This window comes from Aeromonas intestinalis, from assembly GCF_054052485.1.
Genome location: NZ_JBSTYK010000003.1, coordinates 69,211 through 89,455, shown reverse-complemented (window position 1 = coordinate 89,455; position 20,245 = coordinate 69,211). Strand labels below are relative to the sequence as shown.

The following is a 20,245-nucleotide window of genomic DNA, read 5'->3' as shown; positions in this document are numbered from 1 at the left end:
AATGACTCCTCAGGGCAGCAGGCTCTTGACATCGATGGGCTTGGCTTCATTCTCGGCATCCCCTTTGGGCTTGCCGTCGATGGCCATCCCGCTCATGCGGTAGAAGTTGTAGTCCGGGTATTTGCCGGGGCCGCTGATCAGCAGATCTTCCTTCTCGTACACCAGATCCTGGCGGCGATATTCCCCCATCTCGAAATCCGGCGTGAGCTGGATGGCGGTGGTGGGGCAGGCTTCTTCGCACAGACCGCAGAAGATGCAGCGGGAGAAGTTGATGCGAAAGAACTCCGGATACCAGCGACCGTCGTCCCGTTCGGACTTTTGCAGGGAGATGCAGCCGACCGGGCAGGCCACGGCGCACAGGTTGCACGCCACGCAGCGCTCGTCGCCGTCGGGATCCCGGGTCAGGACGATGCGGCCGCGAAAACGGGGGGCCGCATAGACGGCCTGCTCCGGGTAGTTCAGGGTCTCACGGGGGCGCCAGGCATGGGAGAACACCATGCCCAGACTGCGTAACTGGGTACCCACACCCTTGATAATGCTCGTAATCTTCATAGGTGCCTCACTGCACATTTATCAGCACTGGCGTCTGCCCGGTTCGGGGTCACAGACGGCCCAACAGTCGTCATATCCATATCGCTCTTGTTACGCATTCATCAGCACCACGGCACCGGTCACCAGCATGTTGAGCAGGGTCAGCGGCAGGCAGACCTTCCAGCCGAATGACATCACCTGGTCGAAGCGCGGGCGAGGCAAAGAGGCCCGCAGCAGTATGAAGAACACCATGAAACAGGCGGTCTTCAGGGCGAACCAGACGAAGGGGGGCAGCCAGGGGCCGTGCCAGCCACCGAAGAACAGGGTCACGATGAGGGAGGAGACCAGCACGATGCCGATGTATTCGCCCACGAAGAACAGACCCCATTTCATGCCCGCGTACTCGATGTGATAACCGTCGGCAAGCTCCTGCTCGGCTTCCGGCTGATCGAACGGGTGGCGATGGGTGACGGCGACCCCGGCAAACAGGAAGGTGACAAAGCCCAGGATCTGGGGGATCACGTTCCACATGCCGGCCTGGGCCTCGACGATGTCACGCAGGTTGAAGCTGCCGGTCTGGATGACGATGCCCATCAGCGACAGACCGAGGAACACCTCGTAGGAGAGGGTCTGGGCCGAGGCGCGCAGGCTGCCGAGCAAGGAGTACTTGTTGTTGCTCGACCAGCCGGCGAACAGCACGGCATAGACCGCCAGCCCCGCGATGGCCAGGATGTAGAGCAGGCCCACGTTGAGATCCGCCACGCCCCAGGTGGGCGTGATGGGCACCACCGCAAACGCCAGGATGAAGGCGGTAAACGCGATGATGGGGGCCAGCACGAAGATCCGGCGATCCGCGAACGGCGGGATCCAGTCCTCCTTGAAGAACATCTTGACCATGTCGGCCGCCAGCTGCAGCAGGCCGAAGGGGCCCACCCGATTGGGACCGTATCTGTCCTGCCACAGCGCCAGCAGGCGGCGCTCGATGAAGCTCATGAAGGCGCCAGCCCCCACTATGCCTACCAGCACGATCAGGGCCTTGCCTATCTCGATCAGCAGATCCATCAGGGCGTCGCTCATGCGATGACCTCCTGCAGGTTATCGATGAGGGCGTGGTGCAGGGCGGTCGGCAGGCCGTTCATCCCGAGCGGCAGGCCGAGCAGCCCCTGAGCCAGGTTGTCGCTCAGTTGCAGACGCAGTCGCCAGTGATTGCCACCCCAGGAGAGGGCGATCTCGCTACCGGCCTGGAGCGCCAGACGGTCGGCGTCCGCCGGGTTCAGGACCAGGGTGGGCTCGCTCATCCGCGCCTGGATGACCGGGCTCTTGGCGGATAGCTCCTCGGCGCCGAACAGCTGATCGTAACTCACCACCTGCAGGGCCGCCTGGGCACTGAAGGAGGAGGGGATGCTATTGAACCAGCCGAGGCCGCCTTCACCAGGCTCCAGCAGACGGCGACCGGGATCCCCGGCGCGCAGGTTGCCACCCACCTCGTCCTGGAACTTGTTCCAGGCAGAGGGCGAGTTCCAGCCCGGCGCCCAGGCAAACGGTACCTGTTGCAGGGGTTGGCGGGCACCGGCGTAGCCTTCCATGGAGAAGTTGAACGGCGAATCGGGATCTTGGGCGACCCGAGGCTCGCTCACGTTCTGATTCGCCAGCATGGAGGTGCGACCGCTGTAGCGGTGCGGCTCGCGGGCGAGCTTCATGCCGCGGATGCGCAGACCGGCGTTGGGGGCAGCTTCACCCATGGTATTGAGCAGCGGGGCACTGGCGGCGCAGGCGCTGCTCACCTCGTCGAAGGTGTTCCAGCGCAGGGGCTTTCTGTCCAGCACCCCTTGCAGGGCGGCCAGCCAGCGCCAGCCCTCACGGACCTGGATGTCGGCGTCGTAGAAGGCGGGGGCATAGACCTGGAAGAAGCGCTGGGCGCGGCCTTCCATGTTGATGAGGGTGCCGTCCGCCTCGGCGAAGCTGGCGGCTGGTAAGACCAGATCGGCTTTGCTCGCGGTAGCGGTGTCCTGATGATCCACCACCAGCAGGTGTTGCAGGCGCGCAAGGGCTCCGTCCACCCGGCTGCGGGGAGCACGGCGGTAGAGATCGTTTTCCAGCGCGATGAGGGAGAGGGAGGCCTCCCCTTCGATGCGCGCAAGGGCCGCCTCCAGCGGGGCAGCATCCTGGGCCAGCATGGCCAGCCCCAGACTGTTGGTCTCTTGCGCCACCAGGGCTATCTCCACCGCCTGACCGCGGCCCTTGAGGGCGCGTGCGATGTTGCTGGCCGCTTCGAGCAGGGCCTGGCTGCGGGCACTTGAGCCTGCAATGATAAGTGGCTTCTTGGCGTTGCCAAGCAGCTCGGTCCACTGGGCGGCCAGGGCTTGCTGTTCGGCGCCAAGACCCGAGGGAGTCGGGGCCGAGCCATCCAGCAGATGGGCGATGGCGAAACCGAGGCGTGCCTGATCGGCGTGGGGCGCGCGCAGGGTGCCGCTTGCCACGTCGTCGAGGCGGGTGCTGTCCAGGCTGGTGATGAGCAGCGGGTAGCGCTCGTTCTGCCCTAAGGTCTGCACGGCGGCGACCTGCCACAAGTCCACCTTCATCTTGCGGGCGATGTCGCGGGCCTTGCCTTTGACCGCCTGGCGCAGGGCCAGGGCGATACGGGCGGCAGTCTGGGTGACATCTTCGCCGAGCACCAGCACGGCGTCGGCCTCTTCCATGTCACGCAGGCTCGGGGTACGCACGCCGCTTTGCTGCAGGATCTGCAGCATCTTTTGCAGGCACTCCCATTCGCTTTGCTCGACGCCACTGTAGAAGTTGGCGGCGCCCACCAGTTCGCGCAGGGCGAAGTTGCTCTCCAGCGACGCGCGGGGCGAGCCGATGCCGATGACGCCAGCGCTGGTACGCAGGGCGTCGGCGGCGCGGTTGAGGGCGCCATCCACTGTGATGGCGAGCCTGTCACCACCGTCTCGCAGCAATGGCTGGCGGGGGCGCTCGGCCAGATTGACGTGTCCGTAGCCGAAGCGGCCACGATCGCACAGGAAGTAGTGGTTCAGGGCGCCGTGGTAGCGGTTCTCTATGCGGCGCAGCTCGCCATAGCGCTCACCCGGGCTGATGTTGCAGCCGACCGAGCATCCCTGGCAGATGCTGGGGGCGAACTGCATGTCCCACTTGCGGTTGTAGCGCTCGGAGTGGGTCTTGTCGGTGAAGACGCCAGTGGGGCAGACCTCCACCAGGTTGCCGGAGAACTCGCTCTCCAGGGTGCCATCCTCGACCCGGCCGAAGTAGACGTTGTCGTGGGCGCCGTAGACCCCGAGATCCTCGCCCCCCGCGTAGTCCTTGTAGTAACGGACGCAGCGATAGCAGGCGATGCAGCGGTTCATCTCGTGGCTGATGAAGGGGCCGAGATCCTGGTTCTGGTGGGTGCGCTTGGTGAAACGGTAGCGACGGCTGTTGTGGCCGGTCATCACCGTCATGTCCTGCAGGTGGCAGGCGCCCCCCTCTTCACACACCGGGCAGTCGTGGGGGTGGTTGGTCATCTGCCACTCCACCACGCACTTGCGAAACTCCTTTGCCTCCTCGTCCTCGATGGAGATGTAACTGCCATCGGTGGAGGGGGTCATGCAGGACATGACCAGGCGGCCGCGCTTGTCATCGGCATTCTGATACTGCTTGACCGCACACTGGCGGCAGGCGCCGACGCTGCCGAGCGCCGGGTGCCAGCAAAAATAGGGGACGTCCAACCCTAAGGACAGACAGGCTTGCAGCAGGTTGTCTGCCCCGTCTACCTCGTACTCTTTACCGTCTACATGAATGGTGGCCATACAGCTTCCCTGACTTCAATTAGATAAAACGTGCAGCGCAATGCGCGTCGCCGAGTCACGCGTGTTACCAGCGCTCGCTCAGCAGATTGGGTTGGATCCCCTTGAGCAGCTTGCGATTCTCCCCATGGCCTTTGACGCCGGCCTCGAATTCGGAGCGGAAATACTTCATCGCGCTGCCAAGGGGCTCGACGGCCCCCGGCGCATGGGCGCAGAAGGTCTTGCCGGGGCCGAGGAAGTTGCACAGCTGGGCCAGGGTCTCGAGATCGCCGGGCTGACCCTCGCCCCGCTCCAGCGCCCGCAGCAGCTTGACGCTCCAGGGCAGGCCGTCGCGGCAGGGGGTGCACCAGCCGCAGGATTCGCGGGCGAAGAACTCCTCCATGTTGCGCAGCAGGGCGACCATGTTGATGCTGTCATCCACCGCCATGGCGAGGCCCGTACCCATGCGGGTGCCGACCTTGCCGATGCCGCCGGCATACATCTGGGCATCCAGGTGCTCGGGCAGCAAAAAGCCGGTACCGGCGCCACCGGGTTGCCAGGCCTTCAGGCGATAGCCGGGCTTCATGCCGCCGGCGTAGTGCTCAAACAGCTCGCGGGCCGTGATGCCAAAGGGCAGCTCCCACAGGCCAGGGTTGTTGACCTTGCCGGAGAAGCCCATCAGCTTGGTGCCGTGATCTTCGGAGCCTAGCAGCGCCAGCCCCTGATACCAGGCCACGCCGTTGCCGATGATGGCGGGCACGTTGCACAGGGTCTCGACGTTGTTGACGCAGGTCGGCTTGCCCCAGACGCCGGAGACGGCGGGGAAGGGGGGCTTGGCGCGCGGGTTGGCGCGACGCCCCTCCAGGGAGTTGATGAGGGCCGTCTCCTCGCCGCAGATGTAGCGACCGGCGCCGGTGTGCACGAACAGCTCGAAGTCAAACCCCGAGCCCAGAATGTTCTTGCCGAGCAGCCCCGCAGCCTTGGCCTCTTCCACCGCACGGCGCAGGTGAATGGCCGCATCCACGTATTCGCCGCGCAGGAAGATGTAGCCCCGGTAGGCCTTGAGGGCCCGGGCCGAGATGATCATCCCCTCGATCAGCAGGTGGGGGAGCTGTTCCATCAGCAACCGATCCTTCCAGGTGTTCGGCTCCATCTCGTCGGCGTTGCAGAGCAGGTAACGGATGTTCATGCTCTCGTCTTTGGGCATCAGGCCCCACTTCACACCGGTGGAGAAACCGGCGCCGCCGCGGCCCTTGAGGCCGGCATCCTTGACGGTGTTGACGATTTCGTCCGGGCTCATCTGGCCCAATGCCTTGCGGGCAGCCTCATAACCCTGCTTGGACTGGTACTCCTCCAGCCAGACCGGCTGGCCGTCGTCGCGCAGACGCCAGGTGAGGGGATGGGTCTCGGGGGCACGGGCGATGCGGTTGGCGGTGCCCAGGGAGGCGAATGACTTCATGGGTAGGCCTCCAGGGTTTTCAGCAGGCCGATGGCATCGAGACCGCCGTAGGTGTCGTCGTCTATCATCAGCGCCGGCCCCTTGTCGCAGTTGCCGAGGCAGCAGACCGGCAGCAGGGTGAAGCGGCCGTCCGCCGAGGTCTGGCCCGGGGCCAGGTTCATCACCTCTTTCAGACCCGCCAACAACTGCTCGTGGCCATTGATGTAGCACACCATGCTGTCGCAGACGCGAATGATGTGACGACCCACTGGCTGGCGGAAGATCTGGCTATAGAAAGTGGCGACCCCCTCCACGTCGCTGGCGGGGATGCCGAGTTCGGTGGCGATGGCATAGATGGCCCCGTCCGGTACCCAGCCGCGGGCCTGCTGCACTATCTTGAGGGCTTCGATGCTGGCGGCACGGGGATCCTCGTAGTGGTGTTTCTCATGTTCGATAGCGTCGCGCTCGGCCTGACTCAGGACGAAATCGCCCTGCTGGCTCGGGAGAGATCCCTTGCTCTGGCACTGGCCTTGCCCCGCTGGGGATGAGTTGTGTTGGCACTGACATTGTTGGCTCATGACTTAAACCTTTTGTCGCTTATTCTTATTGTCCCGTTGCGCCCCAGAGGGCACGGCGGGGACTTAACGATCTACATCCGACATAACGAAATCGATGCTGCCCAGGTAGACGATAAGATCCGACACCATCTGGCCGCGGATCACCGAGGGGATCTGCTGCAGGTGGGCGAAGCTCGGGGTGCGGATCCGGGTCCGGTAGCTCATGGTGGAGCCGTCGCTGGTCAGGTAATAACTGTTGATCCCCTTGGTCGCCTCTATCATCTGGAAGGACTCGGCGGCCGGCATCACCGGGCCCCAGGAGACTTGCAGGAAGTGGGTGATCAGGGTCTCGATGTCCTGCAGGGTGCGCTCTTTGGGGGGCGGCGTGGTGAGGGGATGATCCGCCTTGAACGGCCCTTCCGGCATGTTTTTCATGCACTGCTCGATGATGCGCATGCTCTGGCGCATCTCCTCGATGCGCACCAGGGCTCTGTCATAGGCATCCCCGTTGGCACCCACCGGCACCTCGAACTCGAACTGATCGTAGCCCGAATAGGGGCGCCACTTGCGCACGTCAAAGTTGAGGCCGGTGGCGCGAAGACCGCCCCCCGTGGTGCCCCAGGCCAGTGCCTGTGCCGTGTTGTAGGCGGCGACACCGATGGTGCGGCCGCGCAAGATGCTGTTGCGCATGGCGGCCTTCTCATACTCCATCAGCCGCTTGGGCAGCCAGCTCAGCAGGTTGTCCTGGATGAGGCGAGCCCAGCCTTGAGGCAGATCGTGCGCCACGCCGCCGATGCGGAACCAGGCAGGGTGCATGCGCGCCCCCGTGATGGCCTCGATGATGGTGTAGATCCGCTGGCGGTCGGTGAAGGTGAAGAAGACCGGGGTCATGGCCCCCACGTCCTGAATGTAGGTGCCGATGAACAAGAGGTGGCTCTGGATGCGGAACAGCTCCGCCATCATCACCCGGATCATGTCGACCCGCTGCGGCACCTTGATGCCGGCCAGCTTCTCGACCGCCAGCACATAGGGCAGGTTGTTCATCACGCCGCCCAGGTACTCGACCCGGTCGGTGTAGGGAATGTAACTGTGCCAGGACTGGCGCTCCCCCATCTTCTCGGCGCCGCGGTGGTGGTAGCCGATATCGGGCACGCAGTCGCGGATCTCTTCCCCGTCGAGTTGTAGCACCAGGCGGAAGGCGCCGTGGGCGGAGGGGTGGTTCGGCCCCAGGTTCAAGAACATGTAATCTTCGTTCTCGTTGCCCCGGGCCATGCCCCACTCTTCGGGTTTGAACAGCAGGTTGTCCTGCTCCATGTCCTGCTTGGCGGCATCGAGCATGAAGGGATCGAACTCGGTGGCCCGGGCCGGGTAGTCCTTGCGCAGGGGGTGACCCTGCCAGCTCTTGGGCATCATGATGCGGGTGAGGTGGGGGTGACCATCGAAGGTGATCCCCATCAGATCCCAGACTTCCCGCTCATACCAGTTGGCATTCGGGAAGTGGCGGCTGATGGTGGGCAGGGTGAGATCGCTCTCCTTGAGGGGCACCTTCAGCATCACGTCGGCGTTGCGATCGATGGAGATGAGGTGATAGAAGACGGTGAAGTCACTCTCTGGCAAACCGTGGCGCTGGCTGCGCATCCGCTCGTCGGTGGCGCTCAAGTCAAACAGCATCACGAAGGGAGAGGGGAGTGCGCGCAGGAAGCCCATCACATCCAGCAGCAGCTCCCGAGAGAGCCAGATCACCGGCACGCCGGTGCGCGTAGTCTGGACGGTGAAACGCTCGGCACCGAAGTGGGCGAACAGCTCGCCCACCACCTGGGCATCGGCGTGATCGGAAGGCTGCCACTGGGCCATGGTGTAGTTATTGGGGAATTCGCGAGTCAGTTTCATGATCAGATCTCATCCGGCGTGCGCAGGTTGGTGACGTTGATCCGTTCGCCGCGCTTGCGCTCCTTCTCGGCCTGCATCTGGGGACGGTAGATCCCCTGATCGCCCACCACCCAGGAGAGGGGGCGACGTTCTTTGCCGATGGAGTCCTGCAGCAGCATCAATGCCTGCAAAAAGGCCTCTGGACGAGGCGGACATCCTGGAATATAGACGTCAACCGGCAGAAACTTGTCCACGCCCTGTACCACGGAGTAGATGTCGTACATGCCGCCCGAGTTGGCGCAGGCCCCCATGGAGATGACCCATTTGGGTTCGAGCAGCTGCTCATACAGACGCTGGATGACCGGGGCCATCTTGATGAAGGGAGTGCCGGCGATCACCATGAAGTCCGCCTGACGAGGGGAGGCGCGGATGACCTCGGCGCCGAATCGGGCCACGTCGTGGGGGGAGGTGAAGGCGGTACACATCTCCACGTAGCAACAGGAGATGCCGAAGTTGTAGGGCCAGAGGGAGTTCTTGCGACCCCAGTTGACGGTGTCTTGCAGCACCTCTTCGAGGCGCCCGATCATGATGCCGCGAGAGGCCTCCTGGGCCAGGGGATCCTCGACGGTCTGGCGCTGTTCCTGGGGGTAGCGCTCAACGGGCGCATCCGGGTCAATCCGGGTCAGGGTGTACTTCATGGTGCAACCTCAAAGGGATAATCGGTAATTCAGTCTGGCTTCTTGTCAGTCATGACCGGTTTTTTCGGCGCCCAGTCGAGGGCCCCGATACGCCACAGGTAGATGAGACCGACCAGCAGCAGGGTGATAAAGATGGTGGCTTCGATGAAGCCGACCCAGCCGGTCTCCCGCACGGAGACGGACCAGGCGAACAGATAGAGAGCTTCCACGTCGAAGATGACGAAGAACATGGCGACCAGATAGAACTTGGCGGAGAAGCGCAGACGGGCATTGCCGACGGAGTCGACACCGGATTCGAAGGGTTTGTTTTTGGCGCGGCCGTAGGCTCGGCCTCCCAACAGGGCTGCGAGACCAATCATGGTCAGGCAGATACAGATGGCCCCAATGACATAGACAGCAAAGGCCCAATGCTGGACAGCAATATCAGCAAACATATAGGTTTTCCCTAACCGAATTAATCATGTGACTTAACAAGGATGTTACCTAGTATGCCACTTTCATACTGATTTACATGTCATTTCAGTGGATTAATTATTAATCAGCAGGGGGAAAGTCACGTTTTGCTAGCGAGGTCAATTTTCTCATTTGAGAATCATTTTCAATCGCTTTTGCGCGGCGAAAAAAGTGGCTGTGACGCTCGAAAAATAAACTAATCGGAAAAGTGAAAGACCCCGCCTGGCGGGGTCTTTTGATCAGCAGATAGAGGGGGAGGTGATCAGGGTTTGAGCAGGGGGAGGGACTGCTCGGCCGCATTGCCCTGGGAGAGCACTATCTCCACGCGCCGGTTCGCCTGGCGATGGGCGGGCGTGTCGTTGGCGTAGCGTGGTTGCGTGTCGGCGGCCCCTTGCGCCACCACCCGCCGGGAGTCCAGCTTGGGGTTGGTGAGCAGGGTGTGCACTATGGTGGCCGCTCGCAATACCGACAGTTCCCAGTTGTTGCGATAGAGCTCCACCGGTGCCTGGGAGTTGTCGGTATGACCGGTGACGACCACCTTGCCGGGAATGTCCGCCAGCACGTCCGAGACCTTGTTGACCAGGGGAATGAACTGGGGCTGCAGGAAGGCGGAATCCGCCGGAAACAGGGTCTGCTCACCGATGCGGATCACCAGCTGGCTGCCGAGCTGCTCCACCTCGATCTCTTTTGATTCGATCTGGCTCTTTAGCTGCTGATCCAGCTTCTGCTTGGTGACGACTGCCCAGTCCTGCTCCTTGGTCTTGTGGGGCCAGGCTTCGGTGGCGCTGGGTTTCTCCGAGGCACCTATGGTCTCGTTGAAGGGATCCGAGGCGGCGGCCGGAGTCTGGGTATCCAGCACCTGTTCCTTCTGGGAGGTGCCGGGGGTGGTTTTGGACTCGGGCTCGAGGATGCCGGTACCCCCCTGCATGACCGGGGAGCCGGCAGGCATGGAGATGAGGCCAATCTTGCCAAGGGATTCGATAAAGCCCTGGATCAGCACCCGGGTCTCCGACTGCTTGGCCATGGCGAAGGAGTAGAGCACCACGAACAGGGCGAACAGCAGGGTCATGAAGTCGGCATAGGAGACCAGCCAGCGTTCATGGTTCTCCGGCGCCTCAGCCTTTTTCTTTTTGGCCACCGTGACCTCCGAGGTAGGGTTCAAGCGTGACTTGCAGCCGCTGCTGGGATTCACCGTCGACGATGCAGAGAATGCCGGTCAGGGTCATCTCCTTGTAGTGGCGGATCTGGTGGGCGAACCCTTTGTAGCGGTTGCCAAATGGCAGGAAGATGAGGTTGGCGGCGCCCACCCCGTAGATGGTGGCGACGAAGGCCACCGCGATGGCGCCCCCGAGCTTGTCCGGCTGATCCAGCAGGCCCATGGCGTGGATCAGGCCGAACACGGCGCCGACGATACCCATGGTGGGGCAGTAACCCCCCATGGCCTCATAGAATTTGGCGGTCTGTTCGAGATCTTCCTGCTCGAACTCGATTTCGTTCTCAAGCACCTCGTGGATCTTGGTCTTCTCGTAGCCATCGACCATCATCTGCACCCCTTTTTGCAGGAAGGGATCCTTGATGTCGTCGATCATGCCTTCCAGCGCCAGCATGCCGCTGCGCCGCGCGTTGCCCGCCAGGGTCTCCAGCAGCTGGGCCTGTTCCAGCATGTCGATGCGCAGCGGGGTGATCAGCCACTTGAAGCGTTTGAATGTCTTGCCGACCACGGAGAAGGGGAACTGGGTCAGGGCGGCGCCCACGGTTCCTCCGATCACGATGAGGAAGGCGGGCAGATCGAGGAGGGCGCTGGGATGGCCCCCTTCGATCAGGTTGCCACCCAAAATGGCTGCCAAGGCTAACAGCAAACCGATCAGACTCATGTGTCCATGTCCCTATGCGTTGAATGTGGCTAGTGTAGCCACTTAAGTATCAGTTTTTCAAAATGATATCCAATCGGTGAGCAATATCCGAGAGGTCGAGCTGTGTGCGCCATGACTCCTTTTTCGGCCGCGATGACGGGATCATGAGGGTACAAGAAGGCCTCATGAGCGCGATGTCCCATGCCAAGCCAGGGGAGGGAGGGATGTGCTGCATGGGGGAGGCCAAAAGCCTGGGCACACGAGAGCAGGGGTTGGATATCAATGGCGCAGTAAAGCAAAAAGCCGACCCTGAGGCCGGCTTTTCAATTTGGCAGGGTCGGGGTTGACTCGCGCCCTCCCTGGCGCTCGCCCTGCGGGCAGCCTGCGGCTGTCCAGAAGGGCTATCCTGCCCTTCTGTCGAACCAGGGCCCAAGCCTAGCCGCCCATCATCGGATAAAACAAAAGGGCCTGTCTTTCGACAGGCCCTTTTGTTTTATTTGGCGGTGAGGGAGGGATGATTCGCCACTGCGTGACCCACCCCTTCGGGGCGGCCTGCGGCCGTTCATTGCGGCAAGCCGCTCTGCTCGAACCCGGCGAGGGTTCTCACCCTCCCTCGAAGGCATCAGAGATGCATGTCGACTGGATAGCAAAAAGCCGACCCTGAGGTCGGCTTTTCAATTTGGCGGTGAGGGAGGGATTCGAACCCTCGATACGTTGCCGTATACACACTTTCCAGGCGTGCTCCTTCAGCCACTCGGACACCTCACCAAATTGTTTTAGTCATCTGCTTGTGGCTTGCGGAGCACGCGTTGCGTGCTTTTATGCCGATTTCATCGGCTGGCAGCCACTTGGGCACGTCACCAAATTTTCGACTGCGGTTTAACGTGTCCAATCACCACGTCGTTCGTTGCGCCGTTGCGCTGGAACGGGGCGTAATGTAGGGGAAAGGCTGAGCTGGGTCAATCACTTTTCCCCTTATTTTTCATGATCTTTATCGAGCGTCTATCCCTTGAGCAGAATGCCGGTTTTTTAAGCCCGATCAGGGCTTGTCCAGGATGATCAGGCTGTCGGGCAGTTCGTTCTGATCCCGGGTGGCCGGGAAGGCGTCGGTCAGGATGTCGCTGGTGCGTTCCACACATTCGAGGAAGCCCTGCTCGACCTCCTTGTTGCGCACCCGCACCACGAAGTCGTCGATGATCTCCTGCCACTGGGCGTTGTCAATGTGCTGGGCAATGCCATCATCCACCAGGATCTCCACATAATGTTCTGCCACCGAAACAAAAATCAGCACACCCAACCGGTCCCTGGTACGGTGCAGACCCTGCTCGACAAATTGCAGGCGTGCCATCAGAGAGGCTCTGTGCTGGCGCACCTTCTTGGGAATGAGCCGCATCTTGATGGGGGTCCAGTGGAACAGCAGACTCAACAAGAGCCAGACCGACCACTGCACCAGCAGGATCTCGTACCAGCCGAGCCAGAAGCCGAGCTGGAATACCAGCAGTGGGGTGAGCATGGCCAGCAACGCGGCCCAGAGGGTCGGAATGTAGCGATAGCCATCGCTGGCCGGGGCCAGCACGGTCACCAGCTCCGCATCCGTTGCCTGTTCGGCTTGTCGCACCCTGGCCTGCAGGGTGTGATAGAACTGTTTCGAAATCATCGTGTTGTCTCTTATTCCTCGATTACCAGCCACCGGAAGCACCGCCGCCACCGAAACTGCCACCCCCACCGCTGAATCCGCCGCCTCCGCCAAACCCGCCACCTGAACGCCCGGCTCCGAAGCCACCGGCCAGATAGGCGGCACGGCGACGACCACCTGAACCTCCGCCCCCGCCGCCGCGCAGGTTGTGCAGGATGATCATGGCGATCACCACCAGGATGAACAGCCAGGGGCCGCCGCCTTTCTCCTGCCTGGCGGTGTCGCGAGGCTGATACTCCCCGGCCAGCGCCTGCATGATGCCCTGGCTGCCAGCGACGATGCCGGCCACCATGTCACCCCGCTTGAAGGCGGGCAGGATCCGGGTCTGGATGATGTTGGCGGCGATGGCATCGGGCAGGGCACCTTCCAGGCCATAACCGACCTCGATGCGCACCTTGCGCTCGTCCTGGGCGATCAGCAGCAGGACGCCGTTGTCCTGCCCCTTCTGGCCTATGCCCCAGTGACGCCCGAGTTGATAGCCGTACTCTTCGATGGTGTCGCCGCCCAGGCTGTCGATGGAGACCACCACCAGCTGGACGCCGCTGCGCTTCTCGAACGCCGCCAGCTGCTGGGTGAGCTGGTGGGCCTGCTTGCGGGACATCAGGTTTGCCTCGTCCACCACCCGGCCAGTCAAGGGAGGGAAGTCGGGGGCGGCGTGCAGGGCAGTCGTCCAGAGCAGCAAGACCCACAGCACTCCCTGCATGAGTCGTTGCATCCGAGGAGCTAAAGAGGCAAGGGGCGCAGGCCGGGGCCCGCTGGGTGTTCGGCTCATTGGAAGCTGACCTTGGGGGCCTCATCGGCACCGGGCTTGGCGCTGAAGCTCGGCTTGGCGGCGAGATCCGAGTAGAGCAGTTTCGACCAGATGACCCCGGGGAAGGTGCGGATCTCGGTATTGAACTGGCGCACTGCCTCTATGTAGTCGCGACGGGCCACGGCGATGCGGTTCTCGGTCCCTTCGAGCTGGGCTTGCAGGGTGAGGAACTGCTGATCCGCCTTGAGATCCGGGTAGCGCTCCACCACCACCATCAGCCGGGAGAGGGCGCTGGAGAGTTGATCCTGGGCGGCTTCGAAGGTTTTCAGCTGGGAGGGGTCACTCACCTGCAGGCTGCCGACTCGGGCACGGGCATCGGTCACCGCCTTGAGGGTCTCCTGTTCGTGGCTGGCATAGCCCTTGACGGTCGCCACCAGGTTGGGAATGAGATCGGCGCGGCGCTGGTATTGGTTCTCCACCTGCCCCCAGCTTGCCTTGACCTGTTCATCCAGGGTCGGAATGTTGTTCATGCCGCATCCGGTCAACCCCAGCAACAGGGTCAACATCAACAGGCTCTGGGTGGTCTTGCGCCAGAGAGAAGTAGCCATCTTGTTGTCTCCATTGGATGTATTTAATTCGGCGCTGACACCATACCAGCTTGTGGTCAGCCCTCACAACGACTGGGTAGGGTAGGGGCGCGATAGCTTGTCGATACCTTGGGGAGCTGGGGCTTGTCTTTGAGCCAGGAAGCCAGCTCGGCGCCGCAGCCATTGCCCGGGGGGATGGGGGCCTGAGGCTGGCAGTCCGGGCTGCCAGCCGGGCAGCGCAAGCGGACGTGGAAGTGGCTGAAGTGACCGACCCAGGGCCGCAGCTTGTAGACCCAGGGTTCGTCTCCCGCCCGCTTGCACACCTCGGCCTTGAGGGCGGGGTTGATGAAGATACGGGTCACCTCGGGTCGGTCGGCCGCGAGGCGCAGCAGGGTGAGCTGCTGGGGCCCGAAACGCCCGGGCAGCACCCGGTAGCTGGGTTCATCGATGAGGGCCCACTCCTTGGGGGCATCCTGCTCCCATTTGGCGATGGGCCTGTCGGCCATCCGGAACCAGATGTCGGCATCCAGGCCGGTCTGGTGGCTGCGATGGCCCGAGGTAAAGGGGCCCCCCCTGGCCATGGCGAGATCGGCGATGTAGAGATCCGGCATGCCGGCCATCTTGGTCCGGTTCGCCAGCCCCTGCAGGTAATGGATGAGATCCGGGTGGCCGTAGTAGCGCAGCCGCTTGCTGCGGATCACCTGATAGCCTGGCCCCTCGAGAGGCAGGGCCATCGACCCCTTCAGACAGCCGGCGGCGTAGCCGCCAATCGCCTCGCTCTGGAGGGGGAGGGGCGGGGTCAAAAAGGTGCTGGTGGCGAGCAGGATAGCGGTAGCGAGCATGGGATCTCCTGTCGTGGCGCCCGCTGTGCGGGCTTGAGTGTGGGCTCAGATAACCCCAATCATATCAACAGAGGCGAGCGCTCGTCATCCGCGTTGCCCTGCGGGTTGCAACGCACGGGCAGGCTCACGCACAATGCGCGGCAATCATGAAAAGAGGAGATCTAGATGAGAGTCAGTGAACTGGCGTCACGGCCGGGGCTGTGCTGGTTGATGCCACCGGCGCGGCGTTTCTACGGGATCATGGTCTGTCTGCTGTTGGCGAGCCTTGGCACCGTCGTGGCCGCCATCTGGCTGGGTTATCCCGAAATGGGGTTGCTGCCTTGGGTTGGCGTGGTGTTTGGCGGCATCGTGCTGCTGATGATGGTACTGCCGCGCAACTGGCAACGCTGGCGACTGGCAGAGCTCGCCTGGGACGATGAACATCTTTATCTGCTCAACGGCGGGGATGACAAGGCGCTGGCCTTGCCCAGATCGGCGCTGGTGGGCATGACGCGGGATCGCAAGGTGGGTCATGACGGTCAGTGGCTCGACTTCAGCCTGGATCTGGCGCTCGGTACGGAGACCCTGGCCGCGACCACGGCGCTGCTGAGGCTGACCAGGGAAGGGACCCACGAGGTGGAACCCGGTGTCTACCGTTTCGGCTTTAAACGGGCCTGGCATGGTCGACGGGCCTTCGGGGAGATCCTGGCCAGCCTGCAACCGGCCTGATCTGACTATTTTCTCGACAATGTGCCATAAAGCTCAGATACTGCCTCTGATTCGAAATGATCTTTCTCGTGCCGATAGCCCAAGAGATCAATGACTTGGGCTGTGGGATGAGGAGTGCCACGGCATGATGCCATGGCTGGTCCGGCAAGGGGGTTGTGCCTTACTTCCCTGCCGGTGGATGCATAGATAAGGCACCTAGAATCGAGAGTGGATGGCATGAAGATTTACGTAGGAAATCTGTCGTACCGGATGACGGCCGACGAACTGACAAGCGTGTTCAGCCAATTTGGACAGGTAGACAAGGTCGATATCATCATCGACCGGGATACCGGTCAGTCCAAGGGATTTGGCTTCATTGAAATGCCGGTCAACGGGGATGCCGAGAAGGCCATCGCCGGGTTGCACGGCACCGAGGTCGGCGGGCGCACCATCACCGTCAATCAGGCCAAGCCGAAGACAGATGCTCCTCGTGGTCGCCCCCAGCGCCACCGTTGAATCGTCTCGATAACGAAAAACGGCATGGATCTCTCCATGCCGTTTTTGTTTGTCTGAAAGGCGGGATCAGGGCACGTCGTAACCGAGGGCGGCCTTGCGGATCCGGAACCACTGCTGGCGGCTGAGCACGATGGACTCGGCCGCTACGGCCGCCGCGATCCGCTCCCGCTTGCCGGAGCCGATGAGGGGCAGCGGCTGGCTCGGCAGCATCATCACCCAGGCGTAAACCACTTGCTCCAGGGTCTGGGCACCCACTTCCTGGCGAATTTGCTCGAGTTCGGCGCGCAGGGGGCCAAAGGCCGGATCGCTGAACAAGCGGCCGCCGCCGAGGCAGGACCAGGCCATGGGTTTGATGCGCAGCTGCTGGCACTGATCCAGGGTGCCGTCCAGCGTCCCTTCCTGATGGAGCGGCGAGATCTCCAGCTGGTTGGTGACCAGGGGGAAGGGAAGGCGCGATTGCAGCAGCTCGAACTGGCGGGCGGTGAAGTTGGAGACCCCGGCGTGCTTGATCTTGCCCGCCTGCTTCAGGGTGACGAAGGCATCGGCCACCTCGTCCGCATTCAGCAGAGGATCCGGGCGGTGGATCAGCAGCAGATCAAGATGATCGGTGCCGAGTTTTTGCAAGGAGGCCTCGGCGCTCGCGATGATGTGGGCCTTGCCGGTGTTGTAGTGGTTGAGGGCATGTTCCGGCTTGGCGGTCAGGGCGATGCCGCACTTGCTGACGATCTCCATCCGGCTGCGCAGGGACGGCTCGAGGCGCAGGGCACGACCGAAGGCCTCCTCGCACTGGTAGCCGCCGTAGATGTCGGCGTGATCGATGGTGGTCACCCCCAGATCCAGGTGGTACTTCATCAGATCCAGCAGGGCTTCGGGGGAGAGCTGCCACTCCATCAGGCGCCAGTAGCCCATGATGAGACGGGAGAAGGTCGGGCCTTGCGGGTGCAGGGCAAGACGGGATACGGACATGGTGACTCCTTGGGACATAACGGAAAATGGGCGAATACGGGAAATAAATACTGCCTGCATCTTGGTCTCTTCCGGTGGACATGGCAATAATGCGTCCCGCGCAAATTCGAACTTTGGTTCTGGGGAGGAGAGATGGAAGGGTTTGCCGACCGGCTGCAGAGCTTGATAGGGACGGGGAGCGTGAGCGCCTTCGCCCGCAAGGTGGGCCTGAGCGAGGCATTGATCCGCAAGTACCTGAAAGGGGCCGAACCCGGCCTTGGCAAGGCGAACCAGATTGCCATGGGGGCCAACTGCTCCCTGGAGTGGCTCGCCACCGGCTGCGGTTATCTCTACCGCCAGGCCGAGGTGGTGGATAGAGAAGCGCTGGCAGCGGCGGGCCGTTTGCTGCAGGAGCATTTACCTGCCGAGCCCCTGCCCGATGAGGAGCAGCTCGTCACTCTGCTCGCCTACTACCAGTTCCTGCGCAGCCACAAGCAGGCTGACGGTTTTCTGGACTTGGCCCGGGCCAGGGAGTTTGGTCGCCACCTGAACAAGGCCTGAGCCGGAAGAGATGGCGCGCGAAGCGCCAGAGCCTCGATGAGGAGGCGGGAGAGCGCGGGAGCCTCGGGCCCGTGATTCTTCTGATACCCTCTAAACAAAGGGCAAATCCAAGGACATGGAGATGGGCTATCTGATCCTGGGCAGTGGCGGACTGGGCGCGGCGCTGGCACATGAGCTGGCCAGGCGCGGCGAAGAGTGGCTGCTGGCGGGACGGCAACTGCCGAGGGGGCTGGATCCCGCCTGCTATTTCCCGCTGCAGGAGGTGGACTCTCTCGCCTTCGATGCCCTGTTCACCCTCTATGAGCAGGCCCGGCTGCCGAGCGTGGTGATCAACACCATCGGTCTGCTGCACGATCTCAGTCACCTGCCGGAGCGGCGGGTGGAAGAGGTGGATCCCGCGTGGCTCTGCGAGAGCCTGCAGGTCAATGCCTGGCCCCATCTTGCACTGGGGGCCTGCCTGAGCCGGCTGATGGCGCCGGATGCTCGCCTCTGGCTCTGCTCTGTCTCGGATCTGGCGGGCAGCATCGGAGATGCGGCGTCGCAAGGCGTCCCTGGTCGCTACAGCTACCGGATGAGCAAGGCAGCCCTCAACATGGGCTCTTGCCTGCTGGCGCGGGAGTGGGCGCAGCGCTTCCCCGGTGCTGGGGTCGTCACGGTGCACCCCGGGCCGATGGACACCCCCCTGCAGCAGCCGTTTCACCACGAGCTGGATACTGCCTCGCTGCAAGCCCCCGCGCAGGTGGCGCCGCGGCTGCTCAACCTCATCGAGACCCTGACGCCGGCCCACTCCGGCCAGTTTCTGGATCTGGCGGGCCGCCCCCTTCCCTGGTGAGTCACCGGATTCACATTCCGCTCCCCCGCCGCTTGCCAGCCTCTCCCCGTCTGGTTAATGTCATTCACCTGCATCAGGAGGATGACATGCGCTATATCGATTTACGAAGTGATACCGTGACCCAGCCCACGGAGGCCATGCGCCAGAGCATGCTGCACGCCGAGGTGGGGGATGATGTCTATGGGGAAGATCCCAGCATCAACGCGCTGGAGCGCAAGGGGGCCGAACTGCTGGGCAAGGAGGCCGCCCTGTTCGTGCCCTCCGGCACCATGTCCAACCTGCTGGCGATGATGAGTCATTGCCAGCGTGGCGAAGGCGCCATCCTGGGCACGGCTTCCCACATCTATCGCTATGAGGCGCAAGGGTCTGCCGTGCTGGGCTCGGTGGCGTTGCAACCTGTGCCTACTCAGGCCGACGGTACCCTGTTGCTGTCCGATGTGCAGGGGAGCCTCGCCCCCGATGATGCCCATTTCGTCCAGACCCGCCTCATCTGCCTCGAGAACACGCACAACGGCAAGGTGCTGCCGCTGAGCTACCTGCGCGAGATGCGCGATGTCGCCGACCGCCATGGCCTGTCACTGCATCTGGATGGCGCCCGTCTGTTCAATGCGGTGGTGGCGAGCGGTGAACCGGTTGCGGCCATTGCCGCCCCCTTCGACAGCGTCTCCGTCTGTCTCTCCAAGGGGCTGGGTGCCCCCGTGGGCTCCCTGCTGGTGGGATCAGGCGATTTCATCGCCAGGGCCCGGCGACTGCGCAAGATGCTGGGAGGTGGCATGCGCCAGGCCGGGAGTCTGGCCCAGGCCGGCTTGTTCGCCCTGGATCAGCACGTTGCACGCCTTGCGGACGATCATCGCCGTGCCAAGCGGCTGGCACAAGGGCTGGCGGCCCTGCCCGGCATCGAACTGGATCTTGCCGAGGTGCAAACCAATATGGTGTTCCTGCGGCTGGTGAAGGGGGAGAGCGCGGAACTGCTCGCCTTCATGAAGGAGCGCGGCATCCTCTTCTCCGGCTACGGGGAGATGCGGCTGGTGACCCACTTGCAGATCACCGATGACGACATCGACGAAGTGATCGACGCCTTCACCGAATTTGTGAACGCCTGATGCACGTCGATGAGTGAGAAACGAGAGAGGGCGCCTGCGGGCGCCCTCTGCTTTGTTGCCGGGGGCTCAGCCCTGACGCTGGCCCATGATCAGGGTCGCCTCGTCGGTGGCGTCGTAGATCATGACGGCCAGGTGGGTCACCTGGCCGCCGAAATCGGCCAGCGGCACCAGGGTCAGGTTCTGGTACATGTGGGGGGCCGTGCCGGTGATGGGGCGATAGTTGGAGAAGCGCAGCAGGTAGGGGCGCTGCTCCCAGGTACTGAAGGCGCGGTTGTTGAGTTTGAACACCATGTTCGCCTTGCGCTCGAACCAGGCCCTGTCCACGTCGGGAAAGAGCTCGAACAGGCTTTGATCGCGCACCTGCGCAGCCAGGCGGCCGCTATGGCTCTCCATGAAGCCGTTCCATACCTGTACTTTGTAATCCCGGCTGAGCACGACCAGCCCCACATCCAGGTTCTGGACTATGTTCATCAGCCAATGAAATTCGCGAATCTCCATGGTCACTCCTTGCTCTCTTGTCTGGTCATTTATGCTGCCAATGGTCGTG

The 20,245-nt window shown here is 62.7% G+C and carries 21 protein-coding genes, 1 tRNA gene and 1 other RNA gene; 5 read left to right on the top strand and 18 right to left on the bottom strand.

What is annotated here, in order from left to right; all coding sequences use genetic code 11:
- Positions 1–9: 9 nt before the first annotated feature.
- From nuoI to mepA, 16 genes are all read right to left on the bottom strand, one after another.
- Positions 10–552, bottom strand: coding sequence for an NADH-quinone oxidoreductase subunit NuoI (gene nuoI / locus ACW5W7_RS04750; protein WP_349918060.1), 543 nt, complete (start codon positions 550–552; stop codon positions 10–12).
- Between the two features lie 90 nt (positions 553–642).
- The gene (gene nuoH / locus ACW5W7_RS04745) at positions 643–1,608 is read right to left on the bottom strand and encodes an NADH-quinone oxidoreductase subunit NuoH (protein ID WP_349918059.1); all 966 of its coding nucleotides are present in this window, start codon (positions 1,606–1,608) and stop codon (positions 643–645) included.
- Complete coding sequence (nuoG, locus tag ACW5W7_RS04740) at positions 1,605–4,334, bottom strand: NADH-quinone oxidoreductase subunit NuoG (protein ID WP_456500927.1); 2,730 nt, start codon at positions 4,332–4,334, stop codon at positions 1,605–1,607. The genes nuoH and nuoG overlap by 4 nt, the downstream gene beginning before the upstream one ends.
- 64 nt (positions 4,335–4,398) lie before the next feature.
- Positions 4,399–5,769 carry an NADH-quinone oxidoreductase subunit NuoF gene (nuoF, locus tag ACW5W7_RS04735; RefSeq protein WP_456500926.1) on the bottom strand — a complete coding sequence of 457 codons (1,371 nt, stop codon included), beginning with the start codon at positions 5,767–5,769 and terminating at the stop codon, positions 4,399–4,401.
- Positions 5,766–6,326, bottom strand: a complete 561-nt coding sequence (gene nuoE / locus ACW5W7_RS04730; RefSeq protein WP_349918054.1) for an NADH-quinone oxidoreductase subunit NuoE — start codon at positions 6,324–6,326, stop codon at positions 5,766–5,768. Before nuoE ends, nuoF begins: the two co-directional genes overlap by 4 nt.
- A 63-nt stretch (positions 6,327–6,389) precedes the next feature.
- Entirely contained in the window at positions 6,390–8,195 is a 1,806-nt protein-coding gene (gene nuoC / locus ACW5W7_RS04725; protein WP_456500925.1) for an NADH-quinone oxidoreductase subunit C/D, read from the bottom strand.
- Positions 8,196–8,197: 2 nt separating this feature from the next.
- Positions 8,198–8,872, bottom strand: coding sequence for a NuoB/complex I 20 kDa subunit family protein (locus ACW5W7_RS04720; RefSeq protein ID WP_042640748.1), 675 nt, complete (start codon positions 8,870–8,872; stop codon positions 8,198–8,200).
- Positions 8,873–8,901: 29 nt separating this feature from the next.
- The gene (locus ACW5W7_RS04715) at positions 8,902–9,306 is read right to left on the bottom strand and encodes an NADH-quinone oxidoreductase subunit A (RefSeq protein WP_349918052.1); all 405 of its coding nucleotides are present in this window, start codon (positions 9,304–9,306) and stop codon (positions 8,902–8,904) included.
- A gap of 281 nt (positions 9,307–9,587) precedes the next feature.
- Positions 9,588–10,463, bottom strand: coding sequence for a flagellar motor protein MotB (locus ACW5W7_RS04710; protein ID WP_434662684.1), 876 nt, complete (start codon positions 10,461–10,463; stop codon positions 9,588–9,590).
- On the bottom strand, positions 10,441–11,199 hold the full coding sequence (locus ACW5W7_RS04705) for a flagellar motor protein (RefSeq protein WP_349918049.1): 759 nt from the start codon (positions 11,197–11,199) through the stop codon (positions 10,441–10,443). Before ACW5W7_RS04705 ends, ACW5W7_RS04710 begins: the two co-directional genes overlap by 23 nt.
- 477 nt (positions 11,200–11,676) lie before the next feature.
- Positions 11,677–11,805: non-coding RNA, RtT sRNA (locus ACW5W7_RS04700), on the bottom strand.
- Between the two features lie 53 nt (positions 11,806–11,858).
- Positions 11,859–11,946, bottom strand: a tRNA-Ser gene (locus ACW5W7_RS04695).
- A gap of 271 nt (positions 11,947–12,217) precedes the next feature.
- The gene (locus ACW5W7_RS04690; RefSeq protein WP_456500924.1) at positions 12,218–12,835 is read right to left on the bottom strand and encodes a TPM domain-containing protein; all 618 of its coding nucleotides are present in this window, start codon (positions 12,833–12,835) and stop codon (positions 12,218–12,220) included.
- 22 nt (positions 12,836–12,857) lie between these two features.
- A complete protein-coding gene (locus ACW5W7_RS04685; RefSeq protein ID WP_456500923.1) occupies positions 12,858–13,577 on the bottom strand; it encodes a TPM domain-containing protein in 720 nt (239 codons plus the stop codon).
- Positions 13,578–13,642: 65 nt separating this feature from the next.
- Positions 13,643–14,233, bottom strand: coding sequence for a LemA family protein (locus ACW5W7_RS04680; protein ID WP_456500922.1), 591 nt, complete (start codon positions 14,231–14,233; stop codon positions 13,643–13,645).
- A 56-nt stretch (positions 14,234–14,289) separates the two neighbouring features.
- On the bottom strand, positions 14,290–15,054 hold the full coding sequence (gene mepA / locus ACW5W7_RS04675; RefSeq protein ID WP_456500921.1) for a penicillin-insensitive murein endopeptidase: 765 nt from the start codon (positions 15,052–15,054) through the stop codon (positions 14,290–14,292).
- 165 nt (positions 15,055–15,219) lie between these two features.
- On the opposite strand from mepA, the gene ACW5W7_RS04670 reads away from it, so the two are divergent.
- Entirely contained in the window at positions 15,220–15,762 is a 543-nt protein-coding gene (locus ACW5W7_RS04670; protein ID WP_456500920.1) for a hypothetical protein, read from the top strand.
- Between the two features lie 216 nt (positions 15,763–15,978).
- Positions 15,979–16,257, top strand: a complete 279-nt coding sequence (locus ACW5W7_RS04665; RefSeq protein WP_438548389.1) for an RNA recognition motif domain-containing protein — start codon at positions 15,979–15,981, stop codon at positions 16,255–16,257.
- Between the two features lie 66 nt (positions 16,258–16,323).
- Here ACW5W7_RS04665 and ACW5W7_RS04660 read toward each other — a convergent pair whose 3' ends face one another.
- Positions 16,324–17,223 carry an aldo/keto reductase gene (locus ACW5W7_RS04660; RefSeq protein WP_349918041.1) on the bottom strand — a complete coding sequence of 300 codons (900 nt, stop codon included), beginning with the start codon at positions 17,221–17,223 and terminating at the stop codon, positions 16,324–16,326.
- A 132-nt stretch (positions 17,224–17,355) separates the two neighbouring features.
- On the opposite strand from ACW5W7_RS04660, the gene ACW5W7_RS04655 reads away from it, so the two are divergent.
- From ACW5W7_RS04655 to ltaE, 3 genes are all read left to right on the top strand, one after another.
- On the top strand, positions 17,356–17,763 hold the full coding sequence (locus ACW5W7_RS04655; RefSeq protein ID WP_456500919.1) for an XRE family transcriptional regulator: 408 nt from the start codon (positions 17,356–17,358) through the stop codon (positions 17,761–17,763).
- Positions 17,764–17,884: 121 nt separating this feature from the next.
- Positions 17,885–18,595 (top strand): short-chain dehydrogenase, encoded by a 711-nt coding sequence (locus ACW5W7_RS04650; protein WP_456500918.1) that lies wholly within the window; start codon positions 17,885–17,887, stop codon positions 18,593–18,595.
- Between the two features lie 86 nt (positions 18,596–18,681).
- Positions 18,682–19,698: a low-specificity L-threonine aldolase gene (gene ltaE / locus ACW5W7_RS04645; protein ID WP_456500917.1), complete on the top strand. Its 1,017-nt coding sequence runs from the start codon at positions 18,682–18,684 to the stop codon at positions 19,696–19,698.
- A gap of 66 nt (positions 19,699–19,764) precedes the next feature.
- Here ltaE and ACW5W7_RS04640 read toward each other — a convergent pair whose 3' ends face one another.
- On the bottom strand, positions 19,765–20,196 hold the full coding sequence (locus ACW5W7_RS04640) for a PAS domain-containing protein (protein ID WP_349918036.1): 432 nt from the start codon (positions 20,194–20,196) through the stop codon (positions 19,765–19,767).
- Positions 20,197–20,245: the final 49 nt, after the last annotated feature.